The organism is Pseudomonas sp. PA-6-3C (assembly GCF_021605825.1).
GTDB lineage: Bacteria > Pseudomonadota > Gammaproteobacteria > Pseudomonadales > Pseudomonadaceae > Aquipseudomonas > Aquipseudomonas edaphica.
The window spans coordinates 194,978-219,554 of sequence record NZ_WKDV01000003.1 but is presented as its reverse complement, the minus strand read 5'-3'; the positions used below and the strand labels follow the sequence as shown (position 1 = coordinate 219,554).

Here is a 24,577-nt window from a genome sequence, read left to right as displayed (position 1 = left end):
TGCATCATGGCAATCGTTAAATGCAAACCGACTTCCCCTGGCCGCCGTTTTGTGGTCAAGGTGGTCAACCAGGAGCTGCATAAAGGCGCTCCTCACGCACCGCTGCTCGAGAAAAAATCGAAGACTGGTGGTCGTAACAACAATGGTCGTATTACCACTCGTCACATCGGTGGTGGCCATAAGCAGCATTATCGTCTGGTCGATTTCCGTCGCAACGACAAAGATGGCATCTCTGCCACTGTCGAGCGTATCGAATACGATCCAAACCGTACTGCTCACATCGCTCTGCTGCTGTACGCAGATGGCGAGCGTCGCTACATCATCGCCCCTAAAGGCGTGAGTGCTGGTGACCAGCTGATCGCAGGTGCTTTGGCACCGATCAAGCCGGGCAACGCTCTGCAACTGCGTAACATTCCAGTTGGTAGCACCGTACACGGCATCGAATTGAAGCCAGGTAAAGGCGCGCAAATCGCTCGTTCCGCTGGTGCTTCGGCTCAGCTGATCGCTCGTGAAGGTGTCTACGTGACCCTGCGTCTGCGTTCTGGTGAGATGCGTAAAGTGCTGGCTGAATGCCGCGCGACCTTGGGCGAAGTCTCGAACTCCGAGCACAGCCTGCGTTCGCTGGGTAAAGCTGGTGCCAAACGCTGGCGTGGCGTTCGCCCAACCGTTCGTGGTGTTGCCATGAACCCGGTTGACCACCCACACGGTGGTGGTGAAGGTCGTACCTCTGGTGGTCGTCATCCGGTATCGCCATGGGGCTTCCCGACTAAGGGCGCGAAGACTCGTGGTAATAAGCGTACCGACAAAATGATCGTCCGTCGTCGCAAGTAAATAGAGGGATACGACAGTGCCACGTTCTCTGAAAAAAGGTCCTTTTATTGATCTTCACCTACTGAAGAAGATCGAAGTGGCGGCGGAAAAGAACGATCGCAAACCAGTTAAGACCTGGTCGCGTCGTTCGATGATCCTGCCACAAATGGTCGGTCTGACCATCGCAGTACACAACGGTCGCCAACACGTCCCAGTTCTCGTTAACGAAGACATGGTCGGCCACAAACTGGGCGAGTTTGCCGGTACCCGCACTTATCGTGGGCACGTGGCAGACAAGAAAGCCAAGCGTTAAGGGGTTAGGAAATGGAAGTAGCCGCTAAGTTGTCGGGCGCTCGAATCTCCGCCCAGAAAGCCCGCTTGGTCGCCGACCAGATCCGCGGGAAGAAGGTGGGCGAAGCGCTCAACCTGTTGGCTTTCAGCAGTAAGAAAGCCGCCGAGATCATGAAGAAAGTGCTGGAGTCGGCCGTAGCCAACGCCGAGCATAACGAAGGCGCAGACGTTGATGACCTGAAGGTCAGCACCGTTTTCGTCAACGAAGGGCGTTCGCTGAAGCGCATCATGCCACGTGCCAAAGGCCGTGCTGATCGCATCGTCAAGCGGTCTTGCCATATCACTGTCAAGGTTGCTGACAAGTAACGGAGTCGAAGAGATGGGTCAGAAAGTACATCCCATTGGCATTCGCCTGGGAATCGTCAAGGAGCACACCTCCGTCTGGTACGCAGACGGTCGGACTTATGCGGACTATTTGTTCGCTGATCTGAAGGTGCGTGAGTATCTCCAAGACAAACTAAAAAGCGCGTCCGTAAGCCGTATCGATATCCATCGTCCGGCACAAACTGCACGTATCACCATCCACACCGCTCGTCCAGGTATCGTTATCGGGAAGAAAGGTGAAGATGTTGAGAAACTGCGTCAGGACCTGACCAAGCAAATGGGTGTGCCTGTGCACATCAATATCGAAGAGATCCGCAAGCCGGAGCTCGACGGTATGCTGGTTGCGCAGAGCGTAGCTCAGCAGCTGGAGCGTCGTGTAATGTTCCGTCGCGCTATGAAGCGCGCTGTACAGAACGCCATGCGCATTGGTGCCAAAGGCATCAAAATCCAAGTGAGCGGTCGTCTCGGCGGTGCTGAAATCGCACGTACTGAATGGTATCGCGAAGGTCGTGTGCCACTGCACACCCTGCGTGCCGACATCGACTATGCCAACTACGAAGCTCACACCACTTACGGTGTGATCGGTGTAAAGGTTTGGATCTTCAAGGGCGAAGTAATTGGTGGTCGCCAAGAAGAACTGAAACCACAAGCACCAGCGCCTCGTAAAAAAGCTGCTAAGTAAGGGGTACGCCAAATGTTGCAACCTAAGCGTACGAAGTTCCGCAAGCAGATGACAGGCCACAACCGTGGTCTGGCTCAGCGCGGTAGCAAAGTCAGCTTCGGCGAGTTCGCGCTGAAGTCTGTAGCTCGTGGTCGTCTCACCGCTCGTCAGATCGAGTCAGCGCGTCGTGCACTGACCCGTCACGTTAAACGTGGCGGCAAGATCTGGATCCGTGTATTCCCGGACAAGCCGATCTCCAAAAAGCCTCTCGAGGTTCGGATGGGTAAAGGTAAGGGTAACGTGGAATACTGGGTAGCCCAGATTCAGCCAGGCAAAGTCCTGTATGAAATCGAGGGTGTAACTGAAGAGCTGGCGCGTGAGGCTTTTGCCCTGGCTGCTGCAAAGCTGCCGCTCGCCACCGCCTTTGTTAAACGGACGGTGATGTGATGAAAGCGAATGAACTTCGTGAAAAATCCGCACAGCAGCTGAACGAGCAACTGCTCGGCCTGCTGCGCGACCAGTTCAATCTGCGTATGCAGAAAGCAACTGGCCAGTTGGGGCAGTCTCATCTGCTCTCGCAAGTTAAGCGTGACATCGCTCGCGTGAAGACTGTGCTCAACCAGCAGGCAGGTAAGTGATCATGGCTGAAGCCGAAAAGACTGTCCGTACGCTGACTGGCCGTGTTGTCAGCGACAAGATGGACAAAACCATCACCGTACTGATCGAGCGTCGCGTTAAGCACCCGATCTACGGTAAATATGTTAAGCGTTCGACTAAGCTGCACGCGCACGACGAAACCAACCAGTGCCACATCGGCGACAAAGTCACTATTCGTGAAACTCGTCCGCTGGCCAAGACCAAGTCTTGGGCACTGGTTGATGTTCTCGAACGCGCTGTGGAAGTCTAAGGACTAGGGGTCGGAGAAATTATATGATTCAGACTCAATCCATGCTCGATGTGGCCGATAACAGCGGCGCTCGCCGTGTTATGTGCATCAAGGTGCTGGGTGGCTCCCATCGTCGTTACGCTGGTATCGGTGACATCATCAAAGTTACCGTGAAGGAAGCAATTCCTCGCGGTAAAGTGAAAAAAGGCCAAGTGATGACTGCTGTTGTAGTCCGCACTCGTCACGGCGTACGCCGTGCTGATGGCTCCATTATCCGCTTTGATGGCAACGCTGCTGTTCTTCTGAACAACAAGCAAGAGCCGATCGGCACCCGTATCTTTGGGCCAGTGACCCGTGAACTTCGTACTGAGAAGTTCATGAAGATCGTCTCGCTCGCCCCAGAAGTGCTGTAAGGAGATCCGACATGCAAAAGATTCGTCGTGACGACGAGATCATCGTGATCGCCGGCAAAGACAAAGGTAAGCGCGGTAAGGTGCTTAAGGTTCTCGCTAATAACCGTCTGGTTATCGGCGGTCTGAACCTGGTTAAGCGTCATACCAAGCCTAACCCGATGTCGGGCGTACAAGGCGGTATCGTCGAAAAAGAAGCTCCACTGGACGCTTCTAACGTCGCCATTTTCAACGGCGAAACCAACAAGGCTGACCGCGTTGGTTTCAAAGTAGAAGACGGCAAGAAAATTCGTGTCTTCAAGTCGACCCAAAAAGCGGTTGATGCTTGAACACTGCTAGGTAGAAGACCATGGCACGACTAAAAGAGATTTACTGGAAAGAAATCGCACCGAAACTTAAGGAAGAACTTAAGCTTTCGAACGTGATGGAAGTTCCACGCGTTACCAAAATCACCCTGAACATGGGTCTGGGCGAAGCGGTCGGTGACAAAAAAGTCATCGAGCACGCTGTTGCTGACCTGGAAAAGATCACCGGTCAAAAAGTCGTTGTGACTTACGCTCGGAAATCCATCGCTGGCTTTAAAGTCCGTGAAGGTTGGCCGATCGGCGTCAAAGTGACTCTGCGCCGTGAGCGTATGTATGAATTCCTGGATCGTCTGCTGTCGATCTCCCTGCCTCGGGTTCGCGACTTCCGCGGCCTGAATGCCAAGTCCTTCGATGGTCGTGGTAACTACAGCATGGGCGTGAAAGAGCAGATCATCTTCCCGGAAATCGACTACGACAAGATCGATGCTCTCCGCGGTCTGGACATCACCCTGACCACCACTGCCAAGAACGATGATGAAGGTCGCGCCCTGTTGCGTGCTTTCAAATTCCCGTTCCGCAACTGATTGGAGTAGGACCATGGCCAAGATGAGCATGAAAAACCGCGAGCTGAAGCGTCAGCTCACGGTTGCCAAGTACGCCAAGAAGCGTGCAGCACTGAAAGCAATCATCGTTGATCTGAACGCAAGTCCAGAAGCACGCTGGGAAGCTACAGTTGCTCTGCAGAAGCAGCCACGTGACGCAAGCGCTTCGCGCATGCGTAACCGCTGCCGCCTGACCGGTCGTCCACACGGCGTTTACCGCAAGTTCGGCCTCGGCCGTAACAAACTGCGTGAAGCGGCAATGCGTGGTGACGTACCAGGTCTGGTTAAAGCCAGCTGGTAAGTACTTTCAGCGTCCAGGTGGGCAGAATCGCAAGATACTGACCGCCGGTGACCTTGAATCTGGATCAAGCCCCTTTTGGGGCTTGTTTCATTTCCGGAGTATGTCTAAAATACGCGGCTCGCCTGAGCCCGTGTTTTTTATGGCCGGAGATTCTCGGCGACATATGTAGCCGCAAGGCTAATTTTTTTGTATTAGGAGCGTCTAGCCCATGAGTATGCAGGACCCGTTAGCGGACATGCTAACTCGTATCCGTAATGCCCAGATGGCTGAAAAGTCCGTCGTAAGCATGCCATCTTCCAAGTTGAAGGTAGCTGTTGCCAAAGTCCTGAAAGACGAAGGCTACATTGCGGGTTATCAGATCAGCAGCGAAACCAAGCCACTGCTGTCCATCGAGCTGAAGTACTTCGAAGGCCGTTCGGTCATTGAAGAAGTGAAGCGCGTTAGCCGTCCAGGCCTGCGTCAGTACAAGTCCGCTGAAGATCTGCCGAAAGTTCGTGGCGGTCTGGGCGTGTCTATCGTCTCCACCAACAAAGGTGTGATGACGGATCGTGCTGCGCGCGCTGCCGGTGTCGGCGGCGAAGTTCTTTGCACTGTGTTCTAAGGGGGGATAAGCATGTCTCGCGTCGCTAAGAACCCCGTTAAGCTGCCAGCCGGTGTCGAAGTAAAATTCGCAGGCCAACAGCTTTCGGTGAAGGGTGCCAAGGGCACTCTTGAACTGAACATCCATTCGTCCGTTGAGATCGTTGAAGAAGCTGGTGAGCTGCGTTTCGCTGCTCGCAATGGCGATCAACAAACTCGCGCAATGGCCGGTACCACGCGTGCGTTGGTAAACAACATGGTCCAAGGCGTAAGCCAAGGCTTCGAGCGTAAGCTCCAGCTGGTCGGTGTTGGTTACAAAGCGCAAGCAAAAGGCACGGTTTTGAACCTGGCCCTTGGCTTCTCGCACCCAGTGGATTACGAACTGCCGGAAGGCATCACCGCTGAGACCCCTAGCCAAACCGATATCCTGATCAAGGGTATTGATAAGCAGCTGGTAGGTCAGGTGGCCGCTGAGATCCGCGACTTCCGTCCACCAGAGCCGTACAAAGGCAAAGGTGTGCGCTACGCGGACGAAGTCGTCCGTCGTAAAGAAGCCAAGAAGAAGTAGGGCATAGCAAATGACCGACAAAAAAGTTACTCGACTGCGTCGCGCTCGCAAAGCACGCCTGAAAATGCACGAACTCGAAGTCGTGCGTCTCTGCGTGTACCGCTCGTCGCAGCACATCTACGCCCAGGTCATCTCGGCCGACGGCAACAAAGTCCTGGCCAGCGCCTCGACTTTGGATAAAGAACTGCGTGGTGGTGCCACCGGCAACATCGACGCGGCCACAAAGGTTGGCCAGCTGGTCGCTACACGTGCTAAGGCCGTGGGCGTCTCGCAAGTGGCTTTCGACCGCTCTGGCTTCAAGTACCACGGTCGCGTGAAAGCGCTGGCTGATGCTGCTCGTGAAGCTGGGCTGGAGTTCTAAGTTATGTCAAATAACGACCAAAAGCGCGACGAAGGCTACATTGAGAAGCTGGTTCAAGTTAACCGCGTAGCCAAAACCGTTAAAGGCGGCCGTATCTTCACTTTCACCGCGTTGACCGTGGTAGGTGATGGTAAAGGGCGTGTTGGCTTCGGCCGTGGCAAGTCACGTGAAGTGCCTGCCGCGATCCAGAAGGCAATGGAAGCTGCTCGTCGCAACATGATCCAAGTTGATCTGAACGGCACCACGCTGCAGTACGCAATGAAGTCCGCTCACGGCGCTTCGAAGGTGTACATGCAGCCTGCTTCTGAAGGTACCGGTATCATCGCTGGCGGCGCTATGCGTGCTGTCCTCGAGGTTGCTGGCGTTCAGAACGTTCTGGCCAAGTGCTACGGCTCGACTAACCCGGTAAACGTGGTTCACGCCACTTTCAAGGGTTTGAAAGCTATGCAATCTCCTGAGTCCATCGCTGCCAAGCGTGGTCTGACTGTCAAGGAGATCTTCTGATCATGGCTACCGTTAAAGTAACGCTGATCAAAAGCATGACCGGCCGCATCCCTAACCACAAACTGTGTGTTAAAGGTTTGGGTCTGCGTCGCATCGGTCACACTGTAGAAGTCCAGGATACTCCCGAGAATCGCGGGATGATCAACAAGGCTTACTACATGCTGCGTGTAGAGGGTTAATCGATGAAACTCAATGATCTGAGTCCAGCGCCGGGTTCCCGTCGCGAAAAGCATCGTCCGGGCCGTGGTATCGGTAGCGGTTTGGGTAAGACTGGTGGCCGTGGCCACAAAGGTCAAACCTCCCGCTCCGGTGGCACCATTGCTCCTGGCTTTGAAGGCGGTCAACAGCCGCTGCATCGTCGCCTGCCTAAGTTCGGTTTCGTATCCCTGAAAGCCATGGATCGCGCAGAAGTGCGTCTGTCCGAGCTGGCTAAAGTGGAAGGCGACATCGTTACTGTGCAGACCCTGAAAGATGCCAACGTGATCAACGTCAACGTACAACGTGTGAAAATCATGTTGTCCGGTGAAGTGACTCGCGCTGTCACTATCGGCAAGGGAATCGGCGCCACCAAAGGTGCGCGTTCGGCTATCGAAGCAGCTGGCGGCAAGTTCGAGGAATAAATGGCTAAGCAAGGTGCTCTCTCAGCGCTCGGCAAAGGCGGTATGTCTGAACTTTGGGCTCGTCTGCGTTTTCTGTTCCTGGCGATTATCGTCTACCGAATAGGCGCACACATCCCGGTTCCAGGTATCAACCCGGACCGACTCGCAGACCTGTTTCGACAGAATGAGGGGACCATTCTTAGCTTGTTCAACATGTTTTCCGGCGGCGCGCTGGAACGGATGAGCATCTTTGCATTGGGGATCATGCCGTACATTTCGGCATCGATCATCATGCAGTTGATGACCGCCGTGAGCCCGCAGCTGGAGCAGTTGAAGAAGGAAGGTGAAGCTGGCCGTCGCAAGATTAGCCAGTACACCCGCTACGGCACTGTCGTTCTCGCCCTGGTTCAAGCTATCGGCATGTCCGTTGGCCTGGCGGGGCAGGGCGTTGCGTTCACTGGTGACTTTGGCTTCTATTTCGTCGCGGTATCCACGTTTGTGGCTGGCGCGATGTTCATGATGTGGCTGGGTGAGCAGATTACTGAGCGTGGTGTTGGCAACGGTATCTCGATGTTGATTTTCGCAGGTATCGTCGCCGGTCTTCCGAGAGCAATCGGGCAGTCTTTCGAGTCTGCACGTCAGGGTGATATCAATATCTTCGCCCTGGTTGCCATCGGTGTGCTGGCAGTAGCGATTATCGGTTTTGTGGTGTTCATTGAGCGTGGCCAGCGTCGTATTGCTGTTCACTACGCCAAGCGTCAGCAGGGCCGTAAGGTCTTTGCTGCGCAGACCAGCCACTTGCCGCTGAAAGTGAATATGGCCGGTGTTATTCCGGCAATTTTCGCGAGCAGCATTTTGCTGTTTCCGGCTTCGTTGGGTACCTGGTTTGGTCAGTCTGAAAATATGGGCTGGCTGCAGGACCTCTCTCAGTCGATCGCTCCTGGTCAGCCGTTGAATATTCTGCTGTTTAGTGCAGGGATTATTTTCTTCTGCTTCTTCTATACGGCGTTGATGTTCAATCCGAAAGACGTAGCGGAAAACCTGAAGAAGTCCGGTGCCTTTATTCCGGGTATCCGTCCAGGTGAGCAGTCGGCACGCTACATTGATGGCGTTCTGACTCGTTTGACCCTGTTCGGTGCTCTATATATGACGGCCGTGTGCTTGCTTCCCCAGTTCCTGGTGGTTGCAGCAAACGTTCCGTTCTACCTTGGCGGGACCTCGTTGCTGATCGTGGTCGTGGTTGTGATGGACTTCATGTCCCAAGTACAATCGCACCTCGTTTCGCACCAGTACGAATCCCTGATGAAGAAAGCCAACCTGAAGGGCTACGGCAGCGGCATGTTGCGCTGAGTACCCCATAAGGTTCGAGGAGTTGGTGATGAAAGTTCGTGCATCGGTGAAAAAGCTGTGCCGTAACTGCAAGATTATTCGCCGCGAAGGTGTTGTTCGAGTAATTTGCAGCGCGGAACCGCGTCACAAACAGCGCCAAGGCTGAGTGTGATCCGCTTGAAGCCCGGCAGCTAGTGCGCTGCCGGGTTGATTATTTGTTATTACAGCGATATTATCTCGCGCCCTATTTCTTGGCTTCCGGGGCGTAGGTAGCTGTCAATTGGAGTCCCACTGAATGGCCCGTATTGCAGGCGTTAACATTCCAGATAACAAGCACACTGTTATCTCGCTGACCTACATCTATGGTGTTGGTCGCACTACTGCGCAGAAAATTTGCGCAGACACTGGGGTAAACCCAGCCGCAAAGATCAAAGATCTGAGCGACGAGCAGATTGAGCTGTTGCGTGGCGAAGTGGCGAAGTTCACCACTGAAGGTGACCTGCGTCGCGAAATCAACATGAAAATCAAGCGTTTGATGGACCTCGGTTGCTACCGTGGTCTGCGTCATCGTCGTGGTCTTCCAGTACGCGGTCAGCGTACCAAGACTAACGCGCGTACCCGTAAAGGTCCGCGTAAGCCGATCCGCAAGTAATCGCCCACGCGAATCGACAGGAAAATTATCATGGCAAAACCTGCTGCTCGTCCTCGTAAAAAAGTTAAAAAGACAGTGGTTGATGGCATCGCCCACATCCATGCATCTTTTAACAACACCATCGTGACCATCACCGACCGTCAAGGTAACGCGCTGTCTTGGGCTACCTCTGGTGGTTCGGGTTTCCGCGGTTCCCGCAAGTCCACCCCGTTTGCTGCTCAAGTAGCTGCTGAACGTGCTGGTCAAGCTGCGCTGGAATACGGCCTGAAAAACCTCGACGTTAACGTCAAAGGTCCAGGTCCAGGTCGTGAGTCTGCTGTCCGTGCTTTGAACGGCTGTGGCTATAAGATCGCCAGCATCACCGACGTGACGCCAATCCCGCACAACGGGTGCCGTCCGCCGAAGAAGCGCCGCGTGTAATCCAGGAGATTGTAAAGAATGGCTCGTTACATTGGTCCAAAATGCAAACTCGCTCGTCGCGAAGGCACCGATCTCTTCTTGAAGAGCGGCGTGCGCGCGATCGAATCGAAGTGCAACATTGAAGCAGCACCTGGTATCCACGGCCAACGCCGCGGTCGCCAGTCCGATTACGGCACCCAACTGCGTGAAAAGCAGAAGGTCCGTCGTATTTACGGCGTTCTCGAGCGTCAGTTCAGCGGCTACTACAAAGAAGCTGCTGGCAAGAAAGGTGCAACCGGTGAAAACCTGCTGCAACTGCTCGAATGCCGTCTGGACAACGTTGTATACCGTATGGGCTTTGGTTCGACTCGTGCCGAATCCCGTCAGCTGGTATCGCACAAATCCGTCAGCGTAAACGGCCAAACCGTTAACGTTCCGTCCTACCAGGTTCGTGCTGGTGACGTGGTCGCGATTCGCGAGAAAGCAAAAAACCAACTTCGCATTGTCCAAGCTCTCGATCTGTGTGCCCAACGTGGCCGCGTAGAATGGGTAGAAGTAGACACTGAGAAGAAGTCGGGCGTTTTCAAGAACGTTCCTGCTCGCAGTGATCTGTCCGCCGACATCAACGAAAGCCTGATTGTCGAGCTCTACTCCAAGTAAGGGCTAGAAAATAGGTGCATCCATGCAGATTTCGGTAAATGAGTTCCTGACACCCCGCCACATTGATGTGCAGGTTGTCAGTCCAACCCGCGCCAAGATCACTCTCGAGCCTCTCGAGCGTGGTTTTGGCCACACCCTGGGCAACGCGCTGCGCCGCATCCTGTTGTCCTCAATGCCCGGCTGTGCAGTAGTCGAGGCCGAGATTGACGGTGTGCTCCACGAGTACAGCGCCATCGAAGGTGTACAGGAAGACGTAATTGAAATCCTGTTGAACCTTAAAGGTCTGGCTATCAAGCTGCACGGCCGTGACGAAGTTACGCTGACCTTGTCGAAGAAGGGTTCGGGGGTGGTTACCGCTGCCGATATTCAGCTGGATCATGATGTCGAGATCGTTAATCCCGATCACGTAATCGCTAACCTGGCGTCTAACGGCGCCCTGAACATGAAGCTCACTGTAGCTCGTGGTCGTGGTTATGAACCGGCCGACTCGCGTCAGAGCGATGAAGACGAAAGCCGCAGCATTGGTCGCTTGCAGCTTGACTCTTCGTTCAGCCCGGTTCGCCGTATCGCATACGTGGTGGAAAACGCCCGTGTCGAGCAGCGTACTAACCTGGACAAGCTGGTTATTGATCTGGAAACCAACGGTACTCTGGATCCTGAAGAGGCTATCCGCCGCGCTGCAACCATTCTGCAACAGCAGTTGGCTGCGTTCGTCGACCTCAAAGGTGACAGCGAACCAGTGGTAATCGAGCAGGAAGACGAGATCGATCCGATCCTGCTTCGCCCGGTTGACGATCTGGAACTGACTGTACGTTCGGCTAACTGCCTTAAGGCGGAAAACATTTACTACATCGGCGACCTGATTCAGCGTACCGAAGTAGAACTGTTGAAGACTCCGAACCTGGGCAAGAAATCCTTGACTGAAATCAAGGACGTTCTGGCCTCCCGCGGTCTGTCCCTCGGCATGCGCCTCGACAACTGGCCGCCTGCAAGTCTTAAGAAGGACGACAAGGCGACTGCCTGATCGTCGTAATCACCGAACGTGAGTTTGGTAAGGAATGAACCATGCGTCATCGTAAAAGTGGTCGTCACCTGAGCCGTACCAGCTCGCACCGCAAGGCCATGTTTCAAAACATGGCGGTGTCGCTGTTCGAGCACGAGCTGATCAAAACTACCCTGCCGAAAGCTAAAGAACTGCGTCGCGTTGCTGAGCCGCTGATCACTTTGGCCAAGACAGACAGCCTGGCTAACCGCCGTTTGGTTTTCGACCGTACTCGTTCGAAAGCTATCGTTGGTAAGCTCTTCAACGACCTGGGCAAGCGTTACGCTACCCGTGAGGGTGGCTACCTGCGCATCCTCAAGTGCGGCTTCCGCACTGGCGACAACGCGCCTATGGCGTATGTCGAGTTGGTTGATCGTGCTACTGCCGGCGAAGCTGTAAGCGCCGAGTAAGACGACACGCTGCAACGAAGAACCGGGCCTAGTGCCCGGTTTTTTGTGGGCGATAGGAAAGTCGTCTATATTCCTCAAGTCGCTGCCGGTTCCCTTATTAATCCAAACTCTATTCGCCCTGACGGGTTATTAGTTATTTTCTATCAAAGTCCATAATTTAATGCATTTGATGGTGTCATCTTGATGGTCAATACTCCCTCCAGCCGATTAGCCGGCAGTTCTAAGCCTGACCTGAGGAAGATTGAGCATGAGTACAATTCTGACCACCGCCAGCGGCGCTCCCGTCGCAGATAACCAGAACTCCCGCACTGCCGGCCCGCGTGGGCCACTGCTCCTCGATGATTTTCATCTCATCGAGAAGCTTGCGCACTTCAACCGTGAGAACATTCCTGAGCGTCGTGTGCACGCCAAAGGCTCTGGTGCACACGGTACGTTTACAGTGACTCGGGATATTACCCAATACACCCGCGCCAAGCTGTTTGAGTCCGTAGGCAAGCAGACTCCAACGTTTCTGCGTTTTTCCACGGTGGGTGGTGAGCGTGGCTCGGCAGATACTGCGCGTGACCCGCGCGGCTTTGCCTTGAAGTTTTACACCGAGGAAGGTAACTGGGACATCGTTGGCAACAACACCCCGGTGTTCTTCATTCGCGACCCGCTCAAGTTTCCAGATTTTATCCACACCCAGAAACGGTTGCCGCAAACCAACCTCAAAAGTGCACAGATGGTCTGGGACTTCTGGTCATTGTCCCCAGAGGCGCTGCACCAGATCACCATTCTGTTCTCGGATCGTGGCACTCCAGACGGCTATCGTCACATGCACGGCTTCGGGAGCCATACCTACAGCCTTATCAACGCTAAAGGCGAGCGCCATTGGGTCAAGTGGCACTATAAAACCAAGCAAGGGATCAAAAACCTGACACCCGAGGAGGCGACACGTATCGCCGGTACCGATCCTGATTACGCGCAGCGTGACCTGTTTGATGCGATTGAGCGCGGTGACTTTCCGAAGTGGAGCGTCAACATCCAGATCATGACCGAGGCTCAGGCCGCTGCTCACTATGAAAACCCGTTCGACGTGACTAAGACCTGGTCGCAGCAGGAGTTTCCGTTGATCGAGGTGGGTGAGCTGGAGCTGAACCGTAATCCAGTGAATTACTTTGCTGAAGTCGAGCAGGCATGCTTCGGCCCAAGCAATATGGTTCCGGGTGTTGGTCTGTCGCCAGACCGTATGCTTCAAGGCCGTGTTTTCGCTTATGCGGACGCCCACCGCTATCGCGTTGGCACCAACCATCAGCAGTTGCCGATCAACTCCCCATTGAGTCCGGTCAATAACAACCAGCGCGATGGTTCCATGTCCTTTGGTTACGGTGGTGCGTCTCCTAACTATGAGCCCAACAGCGTGGCGGATACACCAAAGCAGGCGCCACAGTACGCTGAGCCGCCTCTGGCGCTGAACGGTGCTGCTGACCGTTATGATCAACGTGAAGACACGGACTACTACAGCCATGCCGGTGCGTTGTTCCGCCTGCAAGACGACGCTCAGAAAGCGCTGCTGATTAACAACATCGCCGGCGCGATGGCCGGCGTCAGCAGTGATGTGGTTCAGCGCCAGCTTCAGCACTTTTTCAAGGCTGACCCAGCTTACGGCCAGGGCATTGCAACTGCATTGGGCGTAACGCTTAGCTGACTCTAAACGAGAAGCAGAACCGCCCTCATTCGGGCGGTTTTTGCGTTATTTCCGCCACTTTTCTCTGAATATCTTCGCTTTTCTGCCGTTTGTCCCGTGACCTTCGAGTCAGCATGGTTCAAACTACAGACTTTCAAGCAGGGAGATGTAGGGCGATGCAAGGTCACCCCGACGTAATCGATTACCTCAACACGTTGCTGACGGGCGAACTGGCAGCTCGTGACCAATATTTCATCCATTCGCGTATGTACGAAGACTGGGGCTTTACCGAGCTCTACGAGCGTATCAACCACGAAATGGAAGAAGAGGCACAGCACGCCGACGCGCTGATGCGCCGTATCCTGATGCTCGAAGGTACGCCGCGCATGCGTCCCGACGACCTGGACGTGGGCACCACGGTACCTGACATGCTCGCTGCCGACCTTCGTCTCGAGTACAAGGTGCGTGCCGCGCTCTGCAAGGGCATCGAGCTCTGTGAGCAGCACAACGACTATGTCACTCGCGAAATTCTGCGCGTGCAGTTGAATGACACCGAAGAAGATCACACCTACTGGCTTGAAAAGCAGTTGGGGCTGATAAAGTTGGTCGGTCTGGAGAATTACCTGCAATCGCAGTTCTGATTTGCGGCTGCAAAAAAGCCCCTGTCACCGCAAAGTGACAGGGGCTTTTTCATGAGCCCGATAAATCAGGCTCTGTCGCGTGCCAGCAGTGGCTTCAAGTAGTAACCAGTATGCGACTGTGGCATCTCGGAGACCTGCTCCGGCGTGCCCACCGCAATGATCTGGCCACCCTTTGAACCGCCTTCCGGTCCGAGGTCCACCAGCCAGTCGGCCGTTTTGATCACATCCAGGTTGTGTTCGATGACTACCACCGTGTTGCCGTGGTCGCGCAAGCGGTGCAAAACGTCGAGCAATTGCTGAATGTCCGCGAAGTGCAGGCCCGTGGTTGGCTCATCGAGGATATACAGGGTCTTGCCCGTGTCGCGTTTGGACAGCTCACGAGACAACTTCACCCGTTGCGCCTCGCCACCCGACAGCGTGGTCGCTGACTGCCCCAGCTTGATGTACGACAGGCCCACATCCATCAACGTCTGCAGCTTGCGCGCCAATGCTGGAACTGCGTCGAAGAACACCCGCGCTTCCTCGATGGTCATCTCGAGGGTTTCGTGGATGCTCTTGCCCTTGTACTTGATCTCCAGGGTTTCGCGGTTGTAGCGCTTGCTCTTGCACACATCGCACGGCACGTAGATGTCCGGCAGGAAGTGCATTTCCACTTTGATCAGGCCATCGCCCTGGCAAGCTTCGCAGCGGCCACCCTTGACGTTGAACGAGAACCGGCCAGGCCCATAGCCCCGTGAGCGCGACTCTGGCACGCCGGCAAACAGTTCGCGTATCGGCGTGAACAACCCGGTATAGGTCGCAGGGTTCGAGCGGGGTGTGCGGCCAATCGGGCTTTGGTCGATATCGACCACCTTGTCCAAGTGCTCCAGGCCCTTGATGCTGTCGTGTGCAGCCGCTTCCAGGGTAGTCGCGCCGTTCAGGGCGGTGGCGCTCAGTGGGAACAGCGTGTTGTTGATCAGCGTCGATTTGCCCGAGCCGGAAACACCGGTCACGCAGGTCAGCAAGCCCAGCGGAATCTCCAGGTCGACATTGCGCAGGTTATTTCCGCGCGCGCCCTTGAGGTGCAGCGCCATTTTTTTGTTACGCGGCGTGCGCTTGGCTGGCACTTCGATTTTCACGCGACCGGACAGGTACTTGCCGGTCAACGAGTCCGGGTGAGCCATCACTTCGGCAGGCGTGCCCTCGGCGACAATATGCCCGCCATGCACACCCGCACCAGGACCAATGTCGACCACATAATCGGCCAGGCGAATCGCGTCTTCGTCGTGCTCAACCACGATCACCGTGTTGCCGATATCGCGCAGGTGTTTCAGCGTACCCAGCAGGCGATCATTGTCACGTTGGTGCAGGCCGATCGACGGCTCGTCGAGGATGTACAGAACGCCCACCAGGCCGGCACCAATCTGGCTGGCCAGGCGAATCCGCTGGGCCTCACCACCGGACAAGGTATCCGCGCTGCGATCCAGCGACAGGTAGTCCAGGCCGACGTTGACCAGGAACTGCAAGCGCTCGCGAATTTCCTTGAGAATCTTGTCGGCAATTTCCCCACGGCGGCCGGTCAGCTTGAGTACACCGAAGTATTCACAGGCATCGCCGATCGGCAGGTTGGTTACTGCCGGCAACGTCTTCTCGCCTACCCATACGTGCCGCGCCTCACGACGCAGGCGCGTGCCGCGGCAGTCGGGGCACGGTTGGGTGCTGAGGAATTTCGCCAGCTCTTCGCGTACGCTCGCCGATTCGGTCTCGCGGTAGCGCCGCTCCAGGTTGGGCACGATGCCCTCGAACGGGTGCGAGCGTTTGACGATATCGCCGCGGTCGTTCAGGTATTTGAAATCGACATTCTGCGAGCCGCTACCGTGCAGGATGACTTTCTGCTGCTCGGCTGGCAGTTGGTTGAACGGCACTTCCAGGCTGAATTTATAGTGCGACGCCAGCGACCCCAGCATCTGGAAGTAATAGACGTTGCGCCTGTCCCAGCCGCGTATGGCACCTTCCGCCAAGGTCAGGTCACCGTTGACCAGGCGCTTGATGTCGAAGAACTGCTTCACCCCGAGGCCATCGCACGTCGGGCAGGCCCCGGCCGGGTTGTTGAAGGAAAACAGCTTGGGTTCCAGCTCGCTGATCGCATGGCCGCAGATCGGGCAGGCAAAACGTGCGGAGAAGATGATCTCTTCGCCCGGTTCGTCATCCATCGGTGCGACCAGGGCAATACCATCGGCCAGCTTCAGCGCGGTCTCGAACGATTCCGCCAAACGCTGCTGCAAGTCGGCGCGTACCTTGAAGCGGTCGACGACCACATCAATCGAATGCTTCTTCTGCTTGTCGAGCTTCGGCGCTTCGTCCAGCTCATACAGCTTGCCGTTGATGCGCGCCCGCACAAAGCCCTGGGCACGCAGCTCTTCGAACACCGACAGGTGCTCACCCTTGCGCTCGCGAATCACCGGCGCCAGCAGCATCAGCTTGGCGCCTTCCGGCTGGGCCAGCACCAGGTCGACCATCTGGCTGACGGTCTGGGCTTCCAGCGGAATGTCGTGGTCCGGGCAACGTGGAATACCTACGCGCGCATACAGCAGGCGCAGGTAGTCGTAGATTTCAGTGATGGTGCCCACGGTGGAACGCGGGTTATGGGAGGTCGACTTCTGTTCGATGGAAATCGCCGGCGACAGGCCTTCAATGGTGTCGACGTCGGGTTTTTCCATCATTGACAGGAACTGTCGCGCATAGGCCGACAGCGATTCCACATAGCGGCGCTGGCCCTCGGCATACAGCGTGTCAAACGCCAGTGACGATTTGCCCGAGCCGGACAAGCCGGTGATGACGATCAGTTTGTCCCGGGGCAGGGTCAGGTCGATGTTCTTCAGGTTGTGGGTTCTAGCCCCACGAATCAGGATCTTGTCCAAGATGGCCTCGCACGGCGGGCGTAAATAATGCAGGAGTATACGGCTAAAGACTGGATGAATATACACTGCCAAAGTGCCGGGTGCAGCCTTACATGAAAGCTGCGCGGCAAAGCGCCGCATATACCCTCTCAATCGATGGGACTGGTAGAATCGCCGCCGGTTCACACGAGGTTTTTCCATGCACGATCCCCACAGCGAACGCATGAGTAGCGGCGAGACCCGAGCAGCAAGCGGTCTGGCCCTGGTGTTCGCGTTCCGTATGCTAGGCATGTTTATGGTGTTGCCGGTGCTGGCGACCTATGGAATGGATCTCGCAGGAGCGACCCCCGCACTGATCGGCCTGGCGATTGGCGCCTATGGCCTGACCCAGGCGCTTTTTCAGATCCCGTTCGGGATCATTTCCGACCGTATCGGCCGTCGTCCCATCATCTACCTGGGGCTGATCGTGTTCGCCCTCGGCAGCGTGCTCGCGGCCCAGTCTGATTCTATTTGGGGGGTGATTGCCGGGCGCGTCCTACAGGGCGCCGGGGCGATTTCCGCAGCGGTGATGGCGCTGCTCTCGGACCTGACCCGCGAACAACACCGCACCAAGGCCATGGCCATGATCGGCATGACCATCGGCCTTTCATTCGCCGTTGCGATGGTCGTCGGCCCCTTGCTGACCCGTGCCTTCGGTTTGCACGGGCTGTTCCTCGCCACCGGCGGCATGGCGTTGTTCGGCATCGTGATCGTGGCCTTCATGGTGCCGCGCTCCACCGGCACCTTGCAGCACCGTGAGTCCGGCGTCGCACGCAAGGCATTGTTGCCGACGCTCAAGCACCCGGACCTGCTGCGTCTGGATTTAGGTATCTTCGTGTTGCACGCAATGCTGATGTGCAGCTTCGTCGCGCTGCCCCTGGCACTGGTGCAAAAAGCCGGTTTGCCCAAGGAACAGCACTGGTGGGTGTACCTCACCGCACTGCTGATTTCATTTTTCGCCATGATCCCGTTCATCATCTATGGCGAGAAGAAACGCAAAATGAAACGAGTTTTGCTCGGCGCCGTCGCGACGCTGATGCTCACTGAGCTATTCTTCTGGAAGTTCGGCGACAGCCTGCGGGCGCTGGTAATCGGCACGGTGGTGTTCTTCACCGCGTTCAACCTGCTGGAGGCTTCGCTGCCTTCGCTGATCAGTAAAGTTTCACCGGCCGGTGGCAAGGGCACGGCGATGGGGGTGTATTCCACCAGCCAGTTCCTCGGCTCCGCGCTTGGCGGCATCATGGGCGGCTGGATGTTCCAGCATGGCGGTTTGTCGGTTGTGTTCCTCGGATGCGCCGGGCTGGCTGCACTTTGGTTGGCCTTTGCTGTTACCATGCGCGAACCTCCCTATGTGACGAGCCTGCGTTTGCCGTTATCGTCAGAAGCGATCCGCGAAGCCGGTCTGGTTGAGCGCCTCAAGGCCGTTACCGGGGTTACAGATGCCGTGGTTATTGCAGAAGAAGCCGCCATCTACATCAAATTAGACACCGAATTATTGGATCGCGCGACGCTCGAGCAACTGGTCAACCCAGTGCCGACAGCGCGCCCAGCCTAGGAGAACGTTATGGCCCGTGGGGTTAACAAAGTCATATTGGTCGGTACATGCGGCCAGGATCCCGAAGTTCGCTACTTGCCTAACGGTAACGCCGTGACCAACTTGAGTCTGGCGACCAGCGAACAGTGGACCGACAAGCAGACTGGCCAGAAGGTCGAGAAAACCGAATGGCACCGTGTGTCGATGTTCGGCAAGGTGGCAGAAATCGCCGGTGAATACCTGCGCAAAGGTTCGCAGGTCTACATCGAAGGCAAACTGCAAACCCGCGAGTGGGAAAAAGACGGCATCAAGCGTTACACCACCGAAATCGTGGTGGACATGCAAGGCACCATGCAACTGCTGGGCGGCCGTCCACAGCAGGGCGACCAACAGGGCGGGGGCAATAACTACCAGCAGTCCGCTCCGACCCCACGCCAGCAGGCTCCGCGCCCGCAGCAGTCGGCTCCGCAACAGTCGCGCCAGGCACCGCCTCCACAGCAGGCCGCGCCACAGCCGGCTCCGGATTTCGACAGCTTTGATGACGATATCCCGTTCTAGGATACGGCTTAGACTAAAAGTGTAAAGTTTTATCCTGAAAGCCCCGAGGCGCAAGCTCTTGGGGCTTTTTATTGGCCCCTGAAAAAGTAAAATAAACGCCGGGTATTCGGCGCAGGGGGATAGCTAGACATGAATGTAAAGAAAACTTCGATCAACATGCCTCGGAGAGTTGCGAAGGCTAAGAGCGTCATGTTTGAAGATGGGGAGCGTAGCTGTGTTGTCGTTGATCTCGATGGGATGCCTCTCTACTACCCGAACCTCTACCTGACCACCCAAGTACGGAATAGGAGCTTGTCCTCATCCACAATTGCGAATGTGGCAGGGGACATATGCGTATTTCTCCAGATTTTGGAGGAGCGGCGTATAGATCTCATTGATCGCTTTTCAATGGGATGTCTGCTTGAGTCCCACGAGATAGAAAGCCTTCGAGGCGATTTGCAAAAACGACTCCTACCTGATGCCGCCGGGAAAGTGCCAAGTTGCTTTGCGGTGGGAGTGTATGTTTCGAAGGAAATTGTGCACGCTCGTGTGAACGTTGCTGCCAAATACATTGAATGGCTCGCTGGTAGGTATTTGAAAGCCCCAGCCGATCCAGAGCGGTTGGGAGGCGTGCTTAAGGCGATTAGAGACATCCGCCCTATCAATAAGAACAGAAATACTCTCAATCGCCAGAAAGGCCTGGACACCGTTTCTGCCATTGCGGTGAAGGAGCTTCTCAGGCCAGGCTCGGATTTCAATATCTGGGAGGATGAAGGCATCCAGGCTCGTAATCATGTGATGCTTACTGTCTTATACGAGCTGGGTATTCGCAGAGGTGAACTATTAAACTTGCGATGTGAAGATGTGGATTTTCGTAAAAATCGAATCTACATAATGAGGCGTGCCGACGAAAAAAGCGATCCGCGCGCTGACCAACCACTTGTGAAAACAAGAGATAGAGAGTTGGTTGTTAAGTCTTCCCTTGCTCGTGACTTACTTGACTATATAAACAACTTTCGAAGAAAGGTTCCAGGCGCACGTCAGCATGGTTTTCTGTTCGTTACACATAAGGCTGGCCCTACTCAGGGTCTACCGCTGACTATTTCTGGTTATAAGGATGTTGTCAGCTCTATTAGAGAAAGAATTTCCCCCCTTGAAAATTTCTCTGGGCATGATTTGAGGCACTACTGGAATCACCGGTTCTCGGAGCTATCTGATGAAATTGGGATGTCTCCTGCCGAAGAAGAGCAATTACGCTCCCAGCTAATGGGATGGAGCTTCGGGAGCGGTACGGCGGCAACATATATGAAGCGGTTTGTAGCGCAAAAAGCAGCGGAGGTGAGCTTCAAGCTCCAACAAAAAGGACTTCGGCCGATTAAAGGAGACAATAAATGAGCGCGCCCTACACGATTATCCCCGCGAGCAACGTGTCAGATGTGGAAGGTAAAGTTCTACGCTCGGTCTTAGGATACGAATTCCATACGGCGACGCCTATTTGGAAACTATCTAAAGATAATAGTTTGAATATACAGTTGGTGATGGAGCGTACTCCTGAGCAGTATAAATCTTATGTGAAGAGGTTATTGCAGCACTATGCTACTACATTCTCTGGAGGTACAACGCTAAGCGTTGCGAACTCGCTTTATGTTTATTTTTCGAGAACTAACGGCACACTAGATACTCATCAGTTGATAAATTTCAAGTCTTCATTAGATGGCGATTATGATCATCTTCATCGACTAAGGCCGTTTCTTCGCCGCTGGTTGGCATTTGGCTATCCAGGAGTGTCGAAAGATCTCGTTGCAATGGTCGATAGTTGGAAGCTGCCAGGTGGCGCTAAGGGAGAGGCTGTCAAACGTCTAGATTCCACTGAGGGACCACTTTCTGATTTTGAACTTTCTGCATATAACGAAGGCGCCATTTTTGCATACGAGGGTGGCCGTTTAACGCTTTATGATCTGGCGATATGTTTGCTAGTCAGTTGTACGGGACGAAGACCGGTACAAATTACTCATCTCAAATGCAAAGACCTCGTGGAGGTTATTTCGCAAGATGGAATTTCAACTTATTTCTTACACATCCCAAGAGCTAAGCAAGAGGGAGGAGAGTTTCGAGATGAGTTCAAAACATTCCAGTTGACGCGTGAACTCTATGAGGTACTGAGCAGTCATAGGAATAAGCTCTACGCGACACTAGCAGACAACGATTATAGTCTGAGTGACGTGCAGAAAGGGCTTGTGCCCTTGTTTCCTGCGAAACGTAAATGGTTGAAATATTCATGTGAAGCCGAGTTCACAGCCGCACTATCTGGTGAGAGCTTACATGCCCGAACAGAAATCGTGAACCTAGCGATTAAACGCGCAGTTGTTAAGGTGGGAATAAAATCTCACCGTACGGATAAAGAACTGAATGTATTCGCTAAGCGTTTCAGGTACACGTTGGGAACTCGTGCTGCTCGTGAGGGAATGAGTAGATACATTATTGCAGAGCTGTTAGACCATTCTGATACCCAGCATGTTGGCGTTTACACATTGAATGTCCCAGAACATCTGAAAAAAATTGATGAAGCACTTGGTTTTCAGTTGGCTCGCTATGCTCAGGCATTTTCCGGAAATCTTGTAGACTCCGAGCTTGATGCTCTGCGGGGGGCTGACCCTGCAAGTCGTGTTAAACACCGAAAGTGTGGTGTAGGTACTTGTGGTAGCTTTGCATACTGCGGTATGAACGCTCCTAGGCCTTGTTACACTTGCGTTAGCTTTCAACCGTGGGTAGACGGGCCGCACGAAGAGTTGTATTTAGAGTTGCTGGAAGAGCGTGAGCGATGTTTGCGTGAAACTGGAGACTTAACTGTGGCCGCTGTATTGGATCGTACTATAGTCGCAGTCGCTGAGGTCATTCAAAAGTGTGATGATCGCAAGCGGGAGATGATCAATGAGTGAACTATTTTATTTTTCCAGTCGAGTTGAGATAGATGCGAGGCAAAACCTAGAAGTATTCATCGCCCAATGTCGAGATGATCTTACCGTGTTTGGGGCGGATCTGAATTGGGATCATTGGTTATGGCCGAAAGTCGCCAATTTCACGAAGCTTGGTTCTGGCTCACGATCTATCTCGGTTGAAGACCGAATGGACGAACCCTTTATTTCCTTTGCCAAAGCTTACTTTCGCTACCAGCAAGGTCATAATCCGACGGGTACTAAGAATGAAAGTAAAGCACTCAAGGTGCTTGAGTTTGTGCTTTCTGAACGTGGTGGGGCTCCCGATATAGTGGCGCTTGACACCACACTGCTTGACCGTGCCGTGGAAGTCACACGAGAGCATTTCGACAAAACAGCCTATCAATGTGGCAGAGAGTTGGAGCGTTTAGCCAAATTTGTGTCTGCGAATAAGCTCGTTAGCAAAGCCTGCGGCGACTGGCGAAACCCGATTTTAAGACCAAAAGACAGTGATAGGGTCGGTAAAAAAGCCCGAGAGGAAAGAGATAGGAAGCTTCCTTCCCCGGAAGCCGTTCTGGCAATGGCCGATATCTTTTCGACCTCAAGTGAGGACCCAAAGGACATTTTTACCTCCAGCGTTTTTTCGCTGCTAATGAGCGGTTCGGTGAGGATCACTGAGGTCTTAGAGCTACCTGCCGATTGTGAGGTTCATGATACGGACAAAGATGGTAATTCCGTATATGGCCTGCGTTTTTTTTCTGGAAAGGGGTTTGGTGGCAACGTCAAATGGGTTCCAAGTGTAATGGTTTCAGTGGTTCAAGAAGCTATTTCGCGAATTAGGATGCTCACTGAGGAAGGTCGAGCTTTAGCCTTATGGCTGGAGAATAATCCTGACTCAATGTATATGCATCCTGACTTCCCATGCAATGATAGGTCTATGCCAATTACGGAGATCGAAGCTTGCGCGGCGTTGGGTTTTCATCTCGATCATAGCGATTCATGCCAAAGAATCTATTATCTTTATAAGTTTGACCGAAGTAAGGTTCTTACCATTGATAATCTTTGGTCTGCAATAAAGAGTCGTATGCCCGAAGATTTTCCATGGGTTAATAAACAAGCGGGTATCAAATATAGTAACGCTCTTTTTTCCATGCAGGACAATGCTTTGCATAGTCGAAGGGGGACTCTGCGTGTTATTCCCTGGAGACCTGATGTCAATATTGTGAATAACGACTTGTCTCCAAGACACTCTGTGGAAAAAGGACTACACAAAAGTATCTTCATGCGTTTCGGTTTCCAACACTCTGACGGTAGTGAAATGAAAATCACAACTCATCAGATGCGACATATGATTGATACCATGGGCCACAGAGGGGGGATGAGCGAGGATGAGATTGCTAGGTTCGCTGGGCGGGCAGATCCCAAGCAGAATAGGGTGTACAACCATGTTTCTGCGTCTGAGTTAGCAGACAAGTACGAAAAAATTCAGGCATCCTTAGCATACGACAAGTCTACCTTGATTCACTGTGAGCCAGTTGACCGAGCTGCTTATGATCTGGCCCCCAAAGGCGCTATCCATAAAACTAGATACGGTTTTTGTGTGCATGATTTTTCCGCCGCACCTTGTGGGATGTTCCGCGACTGTCTGAATTGCGATGAACACCTTTGTGAGAAAAGAGCGTCAAGTGCTGAGATGCTTAAATTAGAACTAAGTGATATTGAGGAGCAGCTTATTGAGTCCGAGGCGGCAATGAACGAGGGGCACTACGGTGCGGACCGTTGGTATGAACACCATCTGTTGTCGGCCGCTCGGTTACGTGAGTTAGTTAGTATAATGGACGACTTGAACGTAAACGAACACGCCTTTATTCGATTGAAGCAAAACTATTCGCCAAGCCATGCTACACGAGCACTAATGGTGCGAGGTGATAAGTTTTCAGGTCAGCTAGATGAGACGACTGCTAGTCGCTTAACTACCTTGCTGGAGAGGATGTAATGGCGAAGCATCTGACAGCTGTTGATATACAGGCGATAGTCGAAACTCTTTACGCTTGGGAAGGTGAGTTAAGTTGGGAATTACTATGTCAGCAAGTTAAACCTCTGGTTGGTAAAGTGCCTACGCGCCAGTCTCTGTCATCCAATCAATCTATTAAAAATGCGTTTACTTCTGCCAAGCAACGAGCCAAAAGTGAAGTCAAAACAGTTCCTTCTCCATCTAGTCTTAAAATCGCGGGTGAGAGAATTAAAAGGCTGGAAGCTGAGCTAGAGGTGGTAAAGAAGCAGAATGTTCAATTGCTTCGCCGTTTTTTGGTCTGGCAATATAACGCGTCTAATGCAGGGCTTCACGAGTCCCAGTTAGAAAAGCCTTTGCCGGCCATTGATCGAGAAAGGTCTGACGCTCCTGCGAAAATTGTACGGAAAAGGCGCGCTATGGCTGAGAAGTAGATTTGTTGTGGGATTTTTTTATTGGCAGGAGTGATCGCTAAGGGGATACGGGCAATTTCAGGGCCTCACCGTCGTATAGCTCATCGATCCATGGCTTGAACCGTTCAGCAAAAATCTTCGCGTCCTCAGCCGAAAGAGATATGCCTA

Annotated in this window: 33 protein-coding genes; 32 read left to right on the top strand and 1 reads right to left on the bottom strand. The window is 53.9% G+C overall.

Features of this window, described 5'->3' with window-relative positions:
• Positions 1-6: 6 nt before the first annotated feature.
• The 26 genes from rplB to bfr all read left to right on the top strand — a co-directional run bounded on the left by rplB (position 7) and on the right by bfr (position 14,060).
• A complete protein-coding gene (rplB, locus tag GIW48_RS04190) occupies positions 7-831 on the top strand; it encodes a 50S ribosomal protein L2 (RefSeq protein WP_003176423.1) in 825 nt (274 codons plus the stop codon).
• 16 nt (positions 832-847) lie between these two features.
• A complete protein-coding gene (gene rpsS, locus GIW48_RS04185) occupies positions 848-1,123 on the top strand; it encodes a 30S ribosomal protein S19 (RefSeq protein ID WP_002555486.1) in 276 nt (91 codons plus the stop codon).
• Between the two features lie 11 nt (positions 1,124-1,134).
• Positions 1,135-1,467, top strand: a complete 333-nt coding sequence (gene rplV, locus GIW48_RS04180) for a 50S ribosomal protein L22 (protein WP_003103908.1) — start codon at positions 1,135-1,137, stop codon at positions 1,465-1,467.
• 13 nt (positions 1,468-1,480) lie between these two features.
• Positions 1,481-2,167 carry a 30S ribosomal protein S3 gene (gene rpsC, locus GIW48_RS04175; RefSeq protein WP_003176422.1) on the top strand — a complete coding sequence of 229 codons (687 nt, stop codon included), beginning with the start codon at positions 1,481-1,483 and terminating at the stop codon, positions 2,165-2,167.
• A 12-nt stretch (positions 2,168-2,179) separates the two neighbouring features.
• Positions 2,180-2,593 carry a 50S ribosomal protein L16 gene (rplP, locus tag GIW48_RS04170; RefSeq protein ID WP_003232424.1) on the top strand — a complete coding sequence of 138 codons (414 nt, stop codon included), beginning with the start codon at positions 2,180-2,182 and terminating at the stop codon, positions 2,591-2,593.
• A complete protein-coding gene (gene rpmC, locus GIW48_RS04165; RefSeq protein WP_002555481.1) occupies positions 2,593-2,784 on the top strand; it encodes a 50S ribosomal protein L29 in 192 nt (63 codons plus the stop codon). Before rplP ends, rpmC begins: the two co-directional genes overlap by 1 nt.
• A 2-nt stretch (positions 2,785-2,786) precedes the next feature.
• A complete protein-coding gene (gene rpsQ, locus GIW48_RS04160) occupies positions 2,787-3,053 on the top strand; it encodes a 30S ribosomal protein S17 (protein WP_003176419.1) in 267 nt (88 codons plus the stop codon).
• Between the two features lie 23 nt (positions 3,054-3,076).
• Entirely contained in the window at positions 3,077-3,445 is a 369-nt protein-coding gene (rplN, locus tag GIW48_RS04155) for a 50S ribosomal protein L14 (RefSeq protein WP_002555479.1), read from the top strand.
• 11 nt (positions 3,446-3,456) lie between these two features.
• Positions 3,457-3,771, top strand: a complete 315-nt coding sequence (rplX, locus tag GIW48_RS04150; RefSeq protein ID WP_003176416.1) for a 50S ribosomal protein L24 — start codon at positions 3,457-3,459, stop codon at positions 3,769-3,771.
• 20 nt (positions 3,772-3,791) lie between these two features.
• Positions 3,792-4,331, top strand: coding sequence for a 50S ribosomal protein L5 (gene rplE, locus GIW48_RS04145; protein WP_003176415.1), 540 nt, complete (start codon positions 3,792-3,794; stop codon positions 4,329-4,331).
• A gap of 13 nt (positions 4,332-4,344) precedes the next feature.
• On the top strand, positions 4,345-4,650 hold the full coding sequence (gene rpsN, locus GIW48_RS04140; protein WP_003176414.1) for a 30S ribosomal protein S14: 306 nt from the start codon (positions 4,345-4,347) through the stop codon (positions 4,648-4,650).
• 208 nt (positions 4,651-4,858) lie between these two features.
• On the top strand, positions 4,859-5,251 hold the full coding sequence (gene rpsH, locus GIW48_RS04135; protein WP_010566853.1) for a 30S ribosomal protein S8: 393 nt from the start codon (positions 4,859-4,861) through the stop codon (positions 5,249-5,251).
• A gap of 12 nt (positions 5,252-5,263) precedes the next feature.
• Positions 5,264-5,797 (top strand): 50S ribosomal protein L6, encoded by a 534-nt coding sequence (rplF, locus tag GIW48_RS04130; RefSeq protein ID WP_003176412.1) that lies wholly within the window; start codon positions 5,264-5,266, stop codon positions 5,795-5,797.
• A gap of 10 nt (positions 5,798-5,807) precedes the next feature.
• Positions 5,808-6,158, top strand: a complete 351-nt coding sequence (rplR, locus tag GIW48_RS04125) for a 50S ribosomal protein L18 (protein ID WP_236460168.1) — start codon at positions 5,808-5,810, stop codon at positions 6,156-6,158.
• A 3-nt stretch (positions 6,159-6,161) separates the two neighbouring features.
• Entirely contained in the window at positions 6,162-6,662 is a 501-nt protein-coding gene (gene rpsE / locus GIW48_RS04120; protein ID WP_003176409.1) for a 30S ribosomal protein S5, read from the top strand.
• A 2-nt stretch (positions 6,663-6,664) separates the two neighbouring features.
• Positions 6,665-6,841, top strand: a complete 177-nt coding sequence (gene rpmD, locus GIW48_RS04115) for a 50S ribosomal protein L30 (protein ID WP_003176408.1) — start codon at positions 6,665-6,667, stop codon at positions 6,839-6,841.
• Between the two features lie 3 nt (positions 6,842-6,844).
• Positions 6,845-7,282 (top strand): 50S ribosomal protein L15, encoded by a 438-nt coding sequence (gene rplO, locus GIW48_RS04110; RefSeq protein WP_003176407.1) that lies wholly within the window; start codon positions 6,845-6,847, stop codon positions 7,280-7,282.
• A complete protein-coding gene (gene secY, locus GIW48_RS04105) occupies positions 7,283-8,611 on the top strand; it encodes a preprotein translocase subunit SecY (protein ID WP_017135965.1) in 1,329 nt (442 codons plus the stop codon). It begins immediately after the preceding gene.
• A gap of 28 nt (positions 8,612-8,639) precedes the next feature.
• Positions 8,640-8,756 (top strand): 50S ribosomal protein L36, encoded by a 117-nt coding sequence (rpmJ, locus tag GIW48_RS04100; protein ID WP_002555468.1) that lies wholly within the window; start codon positions 8,640-8,642, stop codon positions 8,754-8,756.
• Positions 8,757-8,885: 129 nt separating this feature from the next.
• Positions 8,886-9,242, top strand: coding sequence for a 30S ribosomal protein S13 (rpsM, locus tag GIW48_RS04095; protein WP_003210063.1), 357 nt, complete (start codon positions 8,886-8,888; stop codon positions 9,240-9,242).
• 30 nt (positions 9,243-9,272) lie between these two features.
• The gene (gene rpsK / locus GIW48_RS04090) at positions 9,273-9,662 is read left to right on the top strand and encodes a 30S ribosomal protein S11 (RefSeq protein WP_002555466.1); all 390 of its coding nucleotides are present in this window, start codon (positions 9,273-9,275) and stop codon (positions 9,660-9,662) included.
• 18 nt (positions 9,663-9,680) lie between these two features.
• On the top strand, positions 9,681-10,301 hold the full coding sequence (rpsD, locus tag GIW48_RS04085) for a 30S ribosomal protein S4 (RefSeq protein ID WP_003210056.1): 621 nt from the start codon (positions 9,681-9,683) through the stop codon (positions 10,299-10,301).
• Between the two features lie 22 nt (positions 10,302-10,323).
• Complete coding sequence (locus GIW48_RS04080; RefSeq protein ID WP_003176403.1) at positions 10,324-11,325, top strand: DNA-directed RNA polymerase subunit alpha; 1,002 nt, start codon at positions 10,324-10,326, stop codon at positions 11,323-11,325.
• Between the two features lie 41 nt (positions 11,326-11,366).
• Positions 11,367-11,753, top strand: coding sequence for a 50S ribosomal protein L17 (gene rplQ, locus GIW48_RS04075; RefSeq protein ID WP_017135967.1), 387 nt, complete (start codon positions 11,367-11,369; stop codon positions 11,751-11,753).
• Between the two features lie 247 nt (positions 11,754-12,000).
• Positions 12,001-13,440 (top strand): catalase, encoded by a 1,440-nt coding sequence (locus GIW48_RS04070; protein ID WP_419789518.1) that lies wholly within the window; start codon positions 12,001-12,003, stop codon positions 13,438-13,440.
• A gap of 155 nt (positions 13,441-13,595) precedes the next feature.
• Complete coding sequence (gene bfr, locus GIW48_RS04065) at positions 13,596-14,060, top strand: bacterioferritin (RefSeq protein ID WP_015886133.1); 465 nt, start codon at positions 13,596-13,598, stop codon at positions 14,058-14,060.
• 65 nt (positions 14,061-14,125) lie between these two features.
• Here the strand turns inward: bfr and uvrA are convergent, their stop codons facing one another.
• Positions 14,126-16,960: an excinuclease ABC subunit UvrA gene (gene uvrA / locus GIW48_RS04060; protein ID WP_026013597.1), complete on the bottom strand. Its 2,835-nt coding sequence runs from the start codon at positions 16,958-16,960 to the stop codon at positions 14,126-14,128.
• Between the two features lie 178 nt (positions 16,961-17,138).
• On the opposite strand from uvrA, the gene GIW48_RS04055 reads away from it, so the two are divergent.
• The 6 genes from GIW48_RS04055 (at position 17,139) to GIW48_RS04030 (ending at position 24,430) form a co-directional block, all read left to right on the top strand.
• Positions 17,139-18,533: an MFS transporter gene (locus tag GIW48_RS04055; protein WP_236460167.1), complete on the top strand. Its 1,395-nt coding sequence runs from the start codon at positions 17,139-17,141 to the stop codon at positions 18,531-18,533.
• Between the two features lie 9 nt (positions 18,534-18,542).
• Positions 18,543-19,070: a single-stranded DNA-binding protein gene (locus GIW48_RS04050; RefSeq protein WP_017135971.1), complete on the top strand. Its 528-nt coding sequence runs from the start codon at positions 18,543-18,545 to the stop codon at positions 19,068-19,070.
• 129 nt (positions 19,071-19,199) lie between these two features.
• Complete coding sequence (locus GIW48_RS04045; protein ID WP_236460166.1) at positions 19,200-20,444, top strand: tyrosine-type recombinase/integrase; 1,245 nt, start codon at positions 19,200-19,202, stop codon at positions 20,442-20,444.
• Entirely contained in the window at positions 20,441-21,988 is a 1,548-nt protein-coding gene (locus GIW48_RS04040) for a site-specific integrase (protein ID WP_236460165.1), read from the top strand. Before GIW48_RS04045 ends, GIW48_RS04040 begins: the two co-directional genes overlap by 4 nt.
• Positions 21,981-23,981 carry an integrase gene (locus GIW48_RS04035; RefSeq protein ID WP_236460164.1) on the top strand — a complete coding sequence of 667 codons (2,001 nt, stop codon included), beginning with the start codon at positions 21,981-21,983 and terminating at the stop codon, positions 23,979-23,981. The genes GIW48_RS04040 and GIW48_RS04035 overlap by 8 nt, the downstream gene beginning before the upstream one ends.
• Positions 23,981-24,430, top strand: a complete 450-nt coding sequence (locus tag GIW48_RS04030) for a hypothetical protein (protein WP_236460163.1) — start codon at positions 23,981-23,983, stop codon at positions 24,428-24,430. Before GIW48_RS04035 ends, GIW48_RS04030 begins: the two co-directional genes overlap by 1 nt.
• The last annotated feature ends 147 nt before the right edge of the window (positions 24,431-24,577 follow it).

Coding starts and splice junctions, on each gene's coding strand:
- bfr (WP_015886133.1), top strand. CDS start 13,596: ATGCAAGGTCACCCCGACGTAATCGATTACCTCAACACGTTGCTGACG.
- rpsM (WP_003210063.1), top strand. CDS start 8,886: ATGGCCCGTATTGCAGGCGTTAACATTCCAGATAACAAGCACACTGTT.
- GIW48_RS04050 (WP_017135971.1), top strand. CDS start 18,543: ATGGCCCGTGGGGTTAACAAAGTCATATTGGTCGGTACATGCGGCCAG.
- GIW48_RS04070 (WP_419789518.1), top strand. CDS start 12,001: ATGAGTACAATTCTGACCACCGCCAGCGGCGCTCCCGTCGCAGATAAC.
- GIW48_RS04030 (WP_236460163.1), top strand. CDS start 23,981: ATGGCGAAGCATCTGACAGCTGTTGATATACAGGCGATAGTCGAAACT.
- GIW48_RS04055 (WP_236460167.1), top strand. CDS start 17,139: ATGCACGATCCCCACAGCGAACGCATGAGTAGCGGCGAGACCCGAGCA.
- rpsN (WP_003176414.1), top strand. CDS start 4,345: ATGGCCAAGATGAGCATGAAAAACCGCGAGCTGAAGCGTCAGCTCACG.
- rplO (WP_003176407.1), top strand. CDS start 6,845: ATGAAACTCAATGATCTGAGTCCAGCGCCGGGTTCCCGTCGCGAAAAG.
- rplF (WP_003176412.1), top strand. CDS start 5,264: ATGTCTCGCGTCGCTAAGAACCCCGTTAAGCTGCCAGCCGGTGTCGAA.
- rplX (WP_003176416.1), top strand. CDS start 3,457: ATGCAAAAGATTCGTCGTGACGACGAGATCATCGTGATCGCCGGCAAA.
- secY (WP_017135965.1), top strand. CDS start 7,283: ATGGCTAAGCAAGGTGCTCTCTCAGCGCTCGGCAAAGGCGGTATGTCT.
- rpsE (WP_003176409.1), top strand. CDS start 6,162: ATGTCAAATAACGACCAAAAGCGCGACGAAGGCTACATTGAGAAGCTG.
- rpsK (WP_002555466.1), top strand. CDS start 9,273: ATGGCAAAACCTGCTGCTCGTCCTCGTAAAAAAGTTAAAAAGACAGTG.
- rpmJ (WP_002555468.1), top strand. CDS start 8,640: ATGAAAGTTCGTGCATCGGTGAAAAAGCTGTGCCGTAACTGCAAGATT.
- rplQ (WP_017135967.1), top strand. CDS start 11,367: ATGCGTCATCGTAAAAGTGGTCGTCACCTGAGCCGTACCAGCTCGCAC.
- rplR (WP_236460168.1), top strand. CDS start 5,808: ATGACCGACAAAAAAGTTACTCGACTGCGTCGCGCTCGCAAAGCACGC.
- rplN (WP_002555479.1), top strand. CDS start 3,077: ATGATTCAGACTCAATCCATGCTCGATGTGGCCGATAACAGCGGCGCT.
- rpsC (WP_003176422.1), top strand. CDS start 1,481: ATGGGTCAGAAAGTACATCCCATTGGCATTCGCCTGGGAATCGTCAAG.
- rplE (WP_003176415.1), top strand. CDS start 3,792: ATGGCACGACTAAAAGAGATTTACTGGAAAGAAATCGCACCGAAACTT.
- rpmD (WP_003176408.1), top strand. CDS start 6,665: ATGGCTACCGTTAAAGTAACGCTGATCAAAAGCATGACCGGCCGCATC.
- rpsQ (WP_003176419.1), top strand. CDS start 2,787: ATGGCTGAAGCCGAAAAGACTGTCCGTACGCTGACTGGCCGTGTTGTC.
- rpsH (WP_010566853.1), top strand. CDS start 4,859: ATGAGTATGCAGGACCCGTTAGCGGACATGCTAACTCGTATCCGTAAT.
- GIW48_RS04035 (WP_236460164.1), top strand. CDS start 21,981: ATGAGTGAACTATTTTATTTTTCCAGTCGAGTTGAGATAGATGCGAGG.
- GIW48_RS04040 (WP_236460165.1), top strand. CDS start 20,441: ATGAGCGCGCCCTACACGATTATCCCCGCGAGCAACGTGTCAGATGTG.
- rplB (WP_003176423.1), top strand. CDS start 7: ATGGCAATCGTTAAATGCAAACCGACTTCCCCTGGCCGCCGTTTTGTG.
- rpmC (WP_002555481.1), top strand. CDS start 2,593: ATGAAAGCGAATGAACTTCGTGAAAAATCCGCACAGCAGCTGAACGAG.
- rplV (WP_003103908.1), top strand. CDS start 1,135: ATGGAAGTAGCCGCTAAGTTGTCGGGCGCTCGAATCTCCGCCCAGAAA.
- GIW48_RS04080 (WP_003176403.1), top strand. CDS start 10,324: ATGCAGATTTCGGTAAATGAGTTCCTGACACCCCGCCACATTGATGTG.
- rpsD (WP_003210056.1), top strand. CDS start 9,681: ATGGCTCGTTACATTGGTCCAAAATGCAAACTCGCTCGTCGCGAAGGC.
- rplP (WP_003232424.1), top strand. CDS start 2,180: ATGTTGCAACCTAAGCGTACGAAGTTCCGCAAGCAGATGACAGGCCAC.
- GIW48_RS04045 (WP_236460166.1), top strand. CDS start 19,200: ATGAATGTAAAGAAAACTTCGATCAACATGCCTCGGAGAGTTGCGAAG.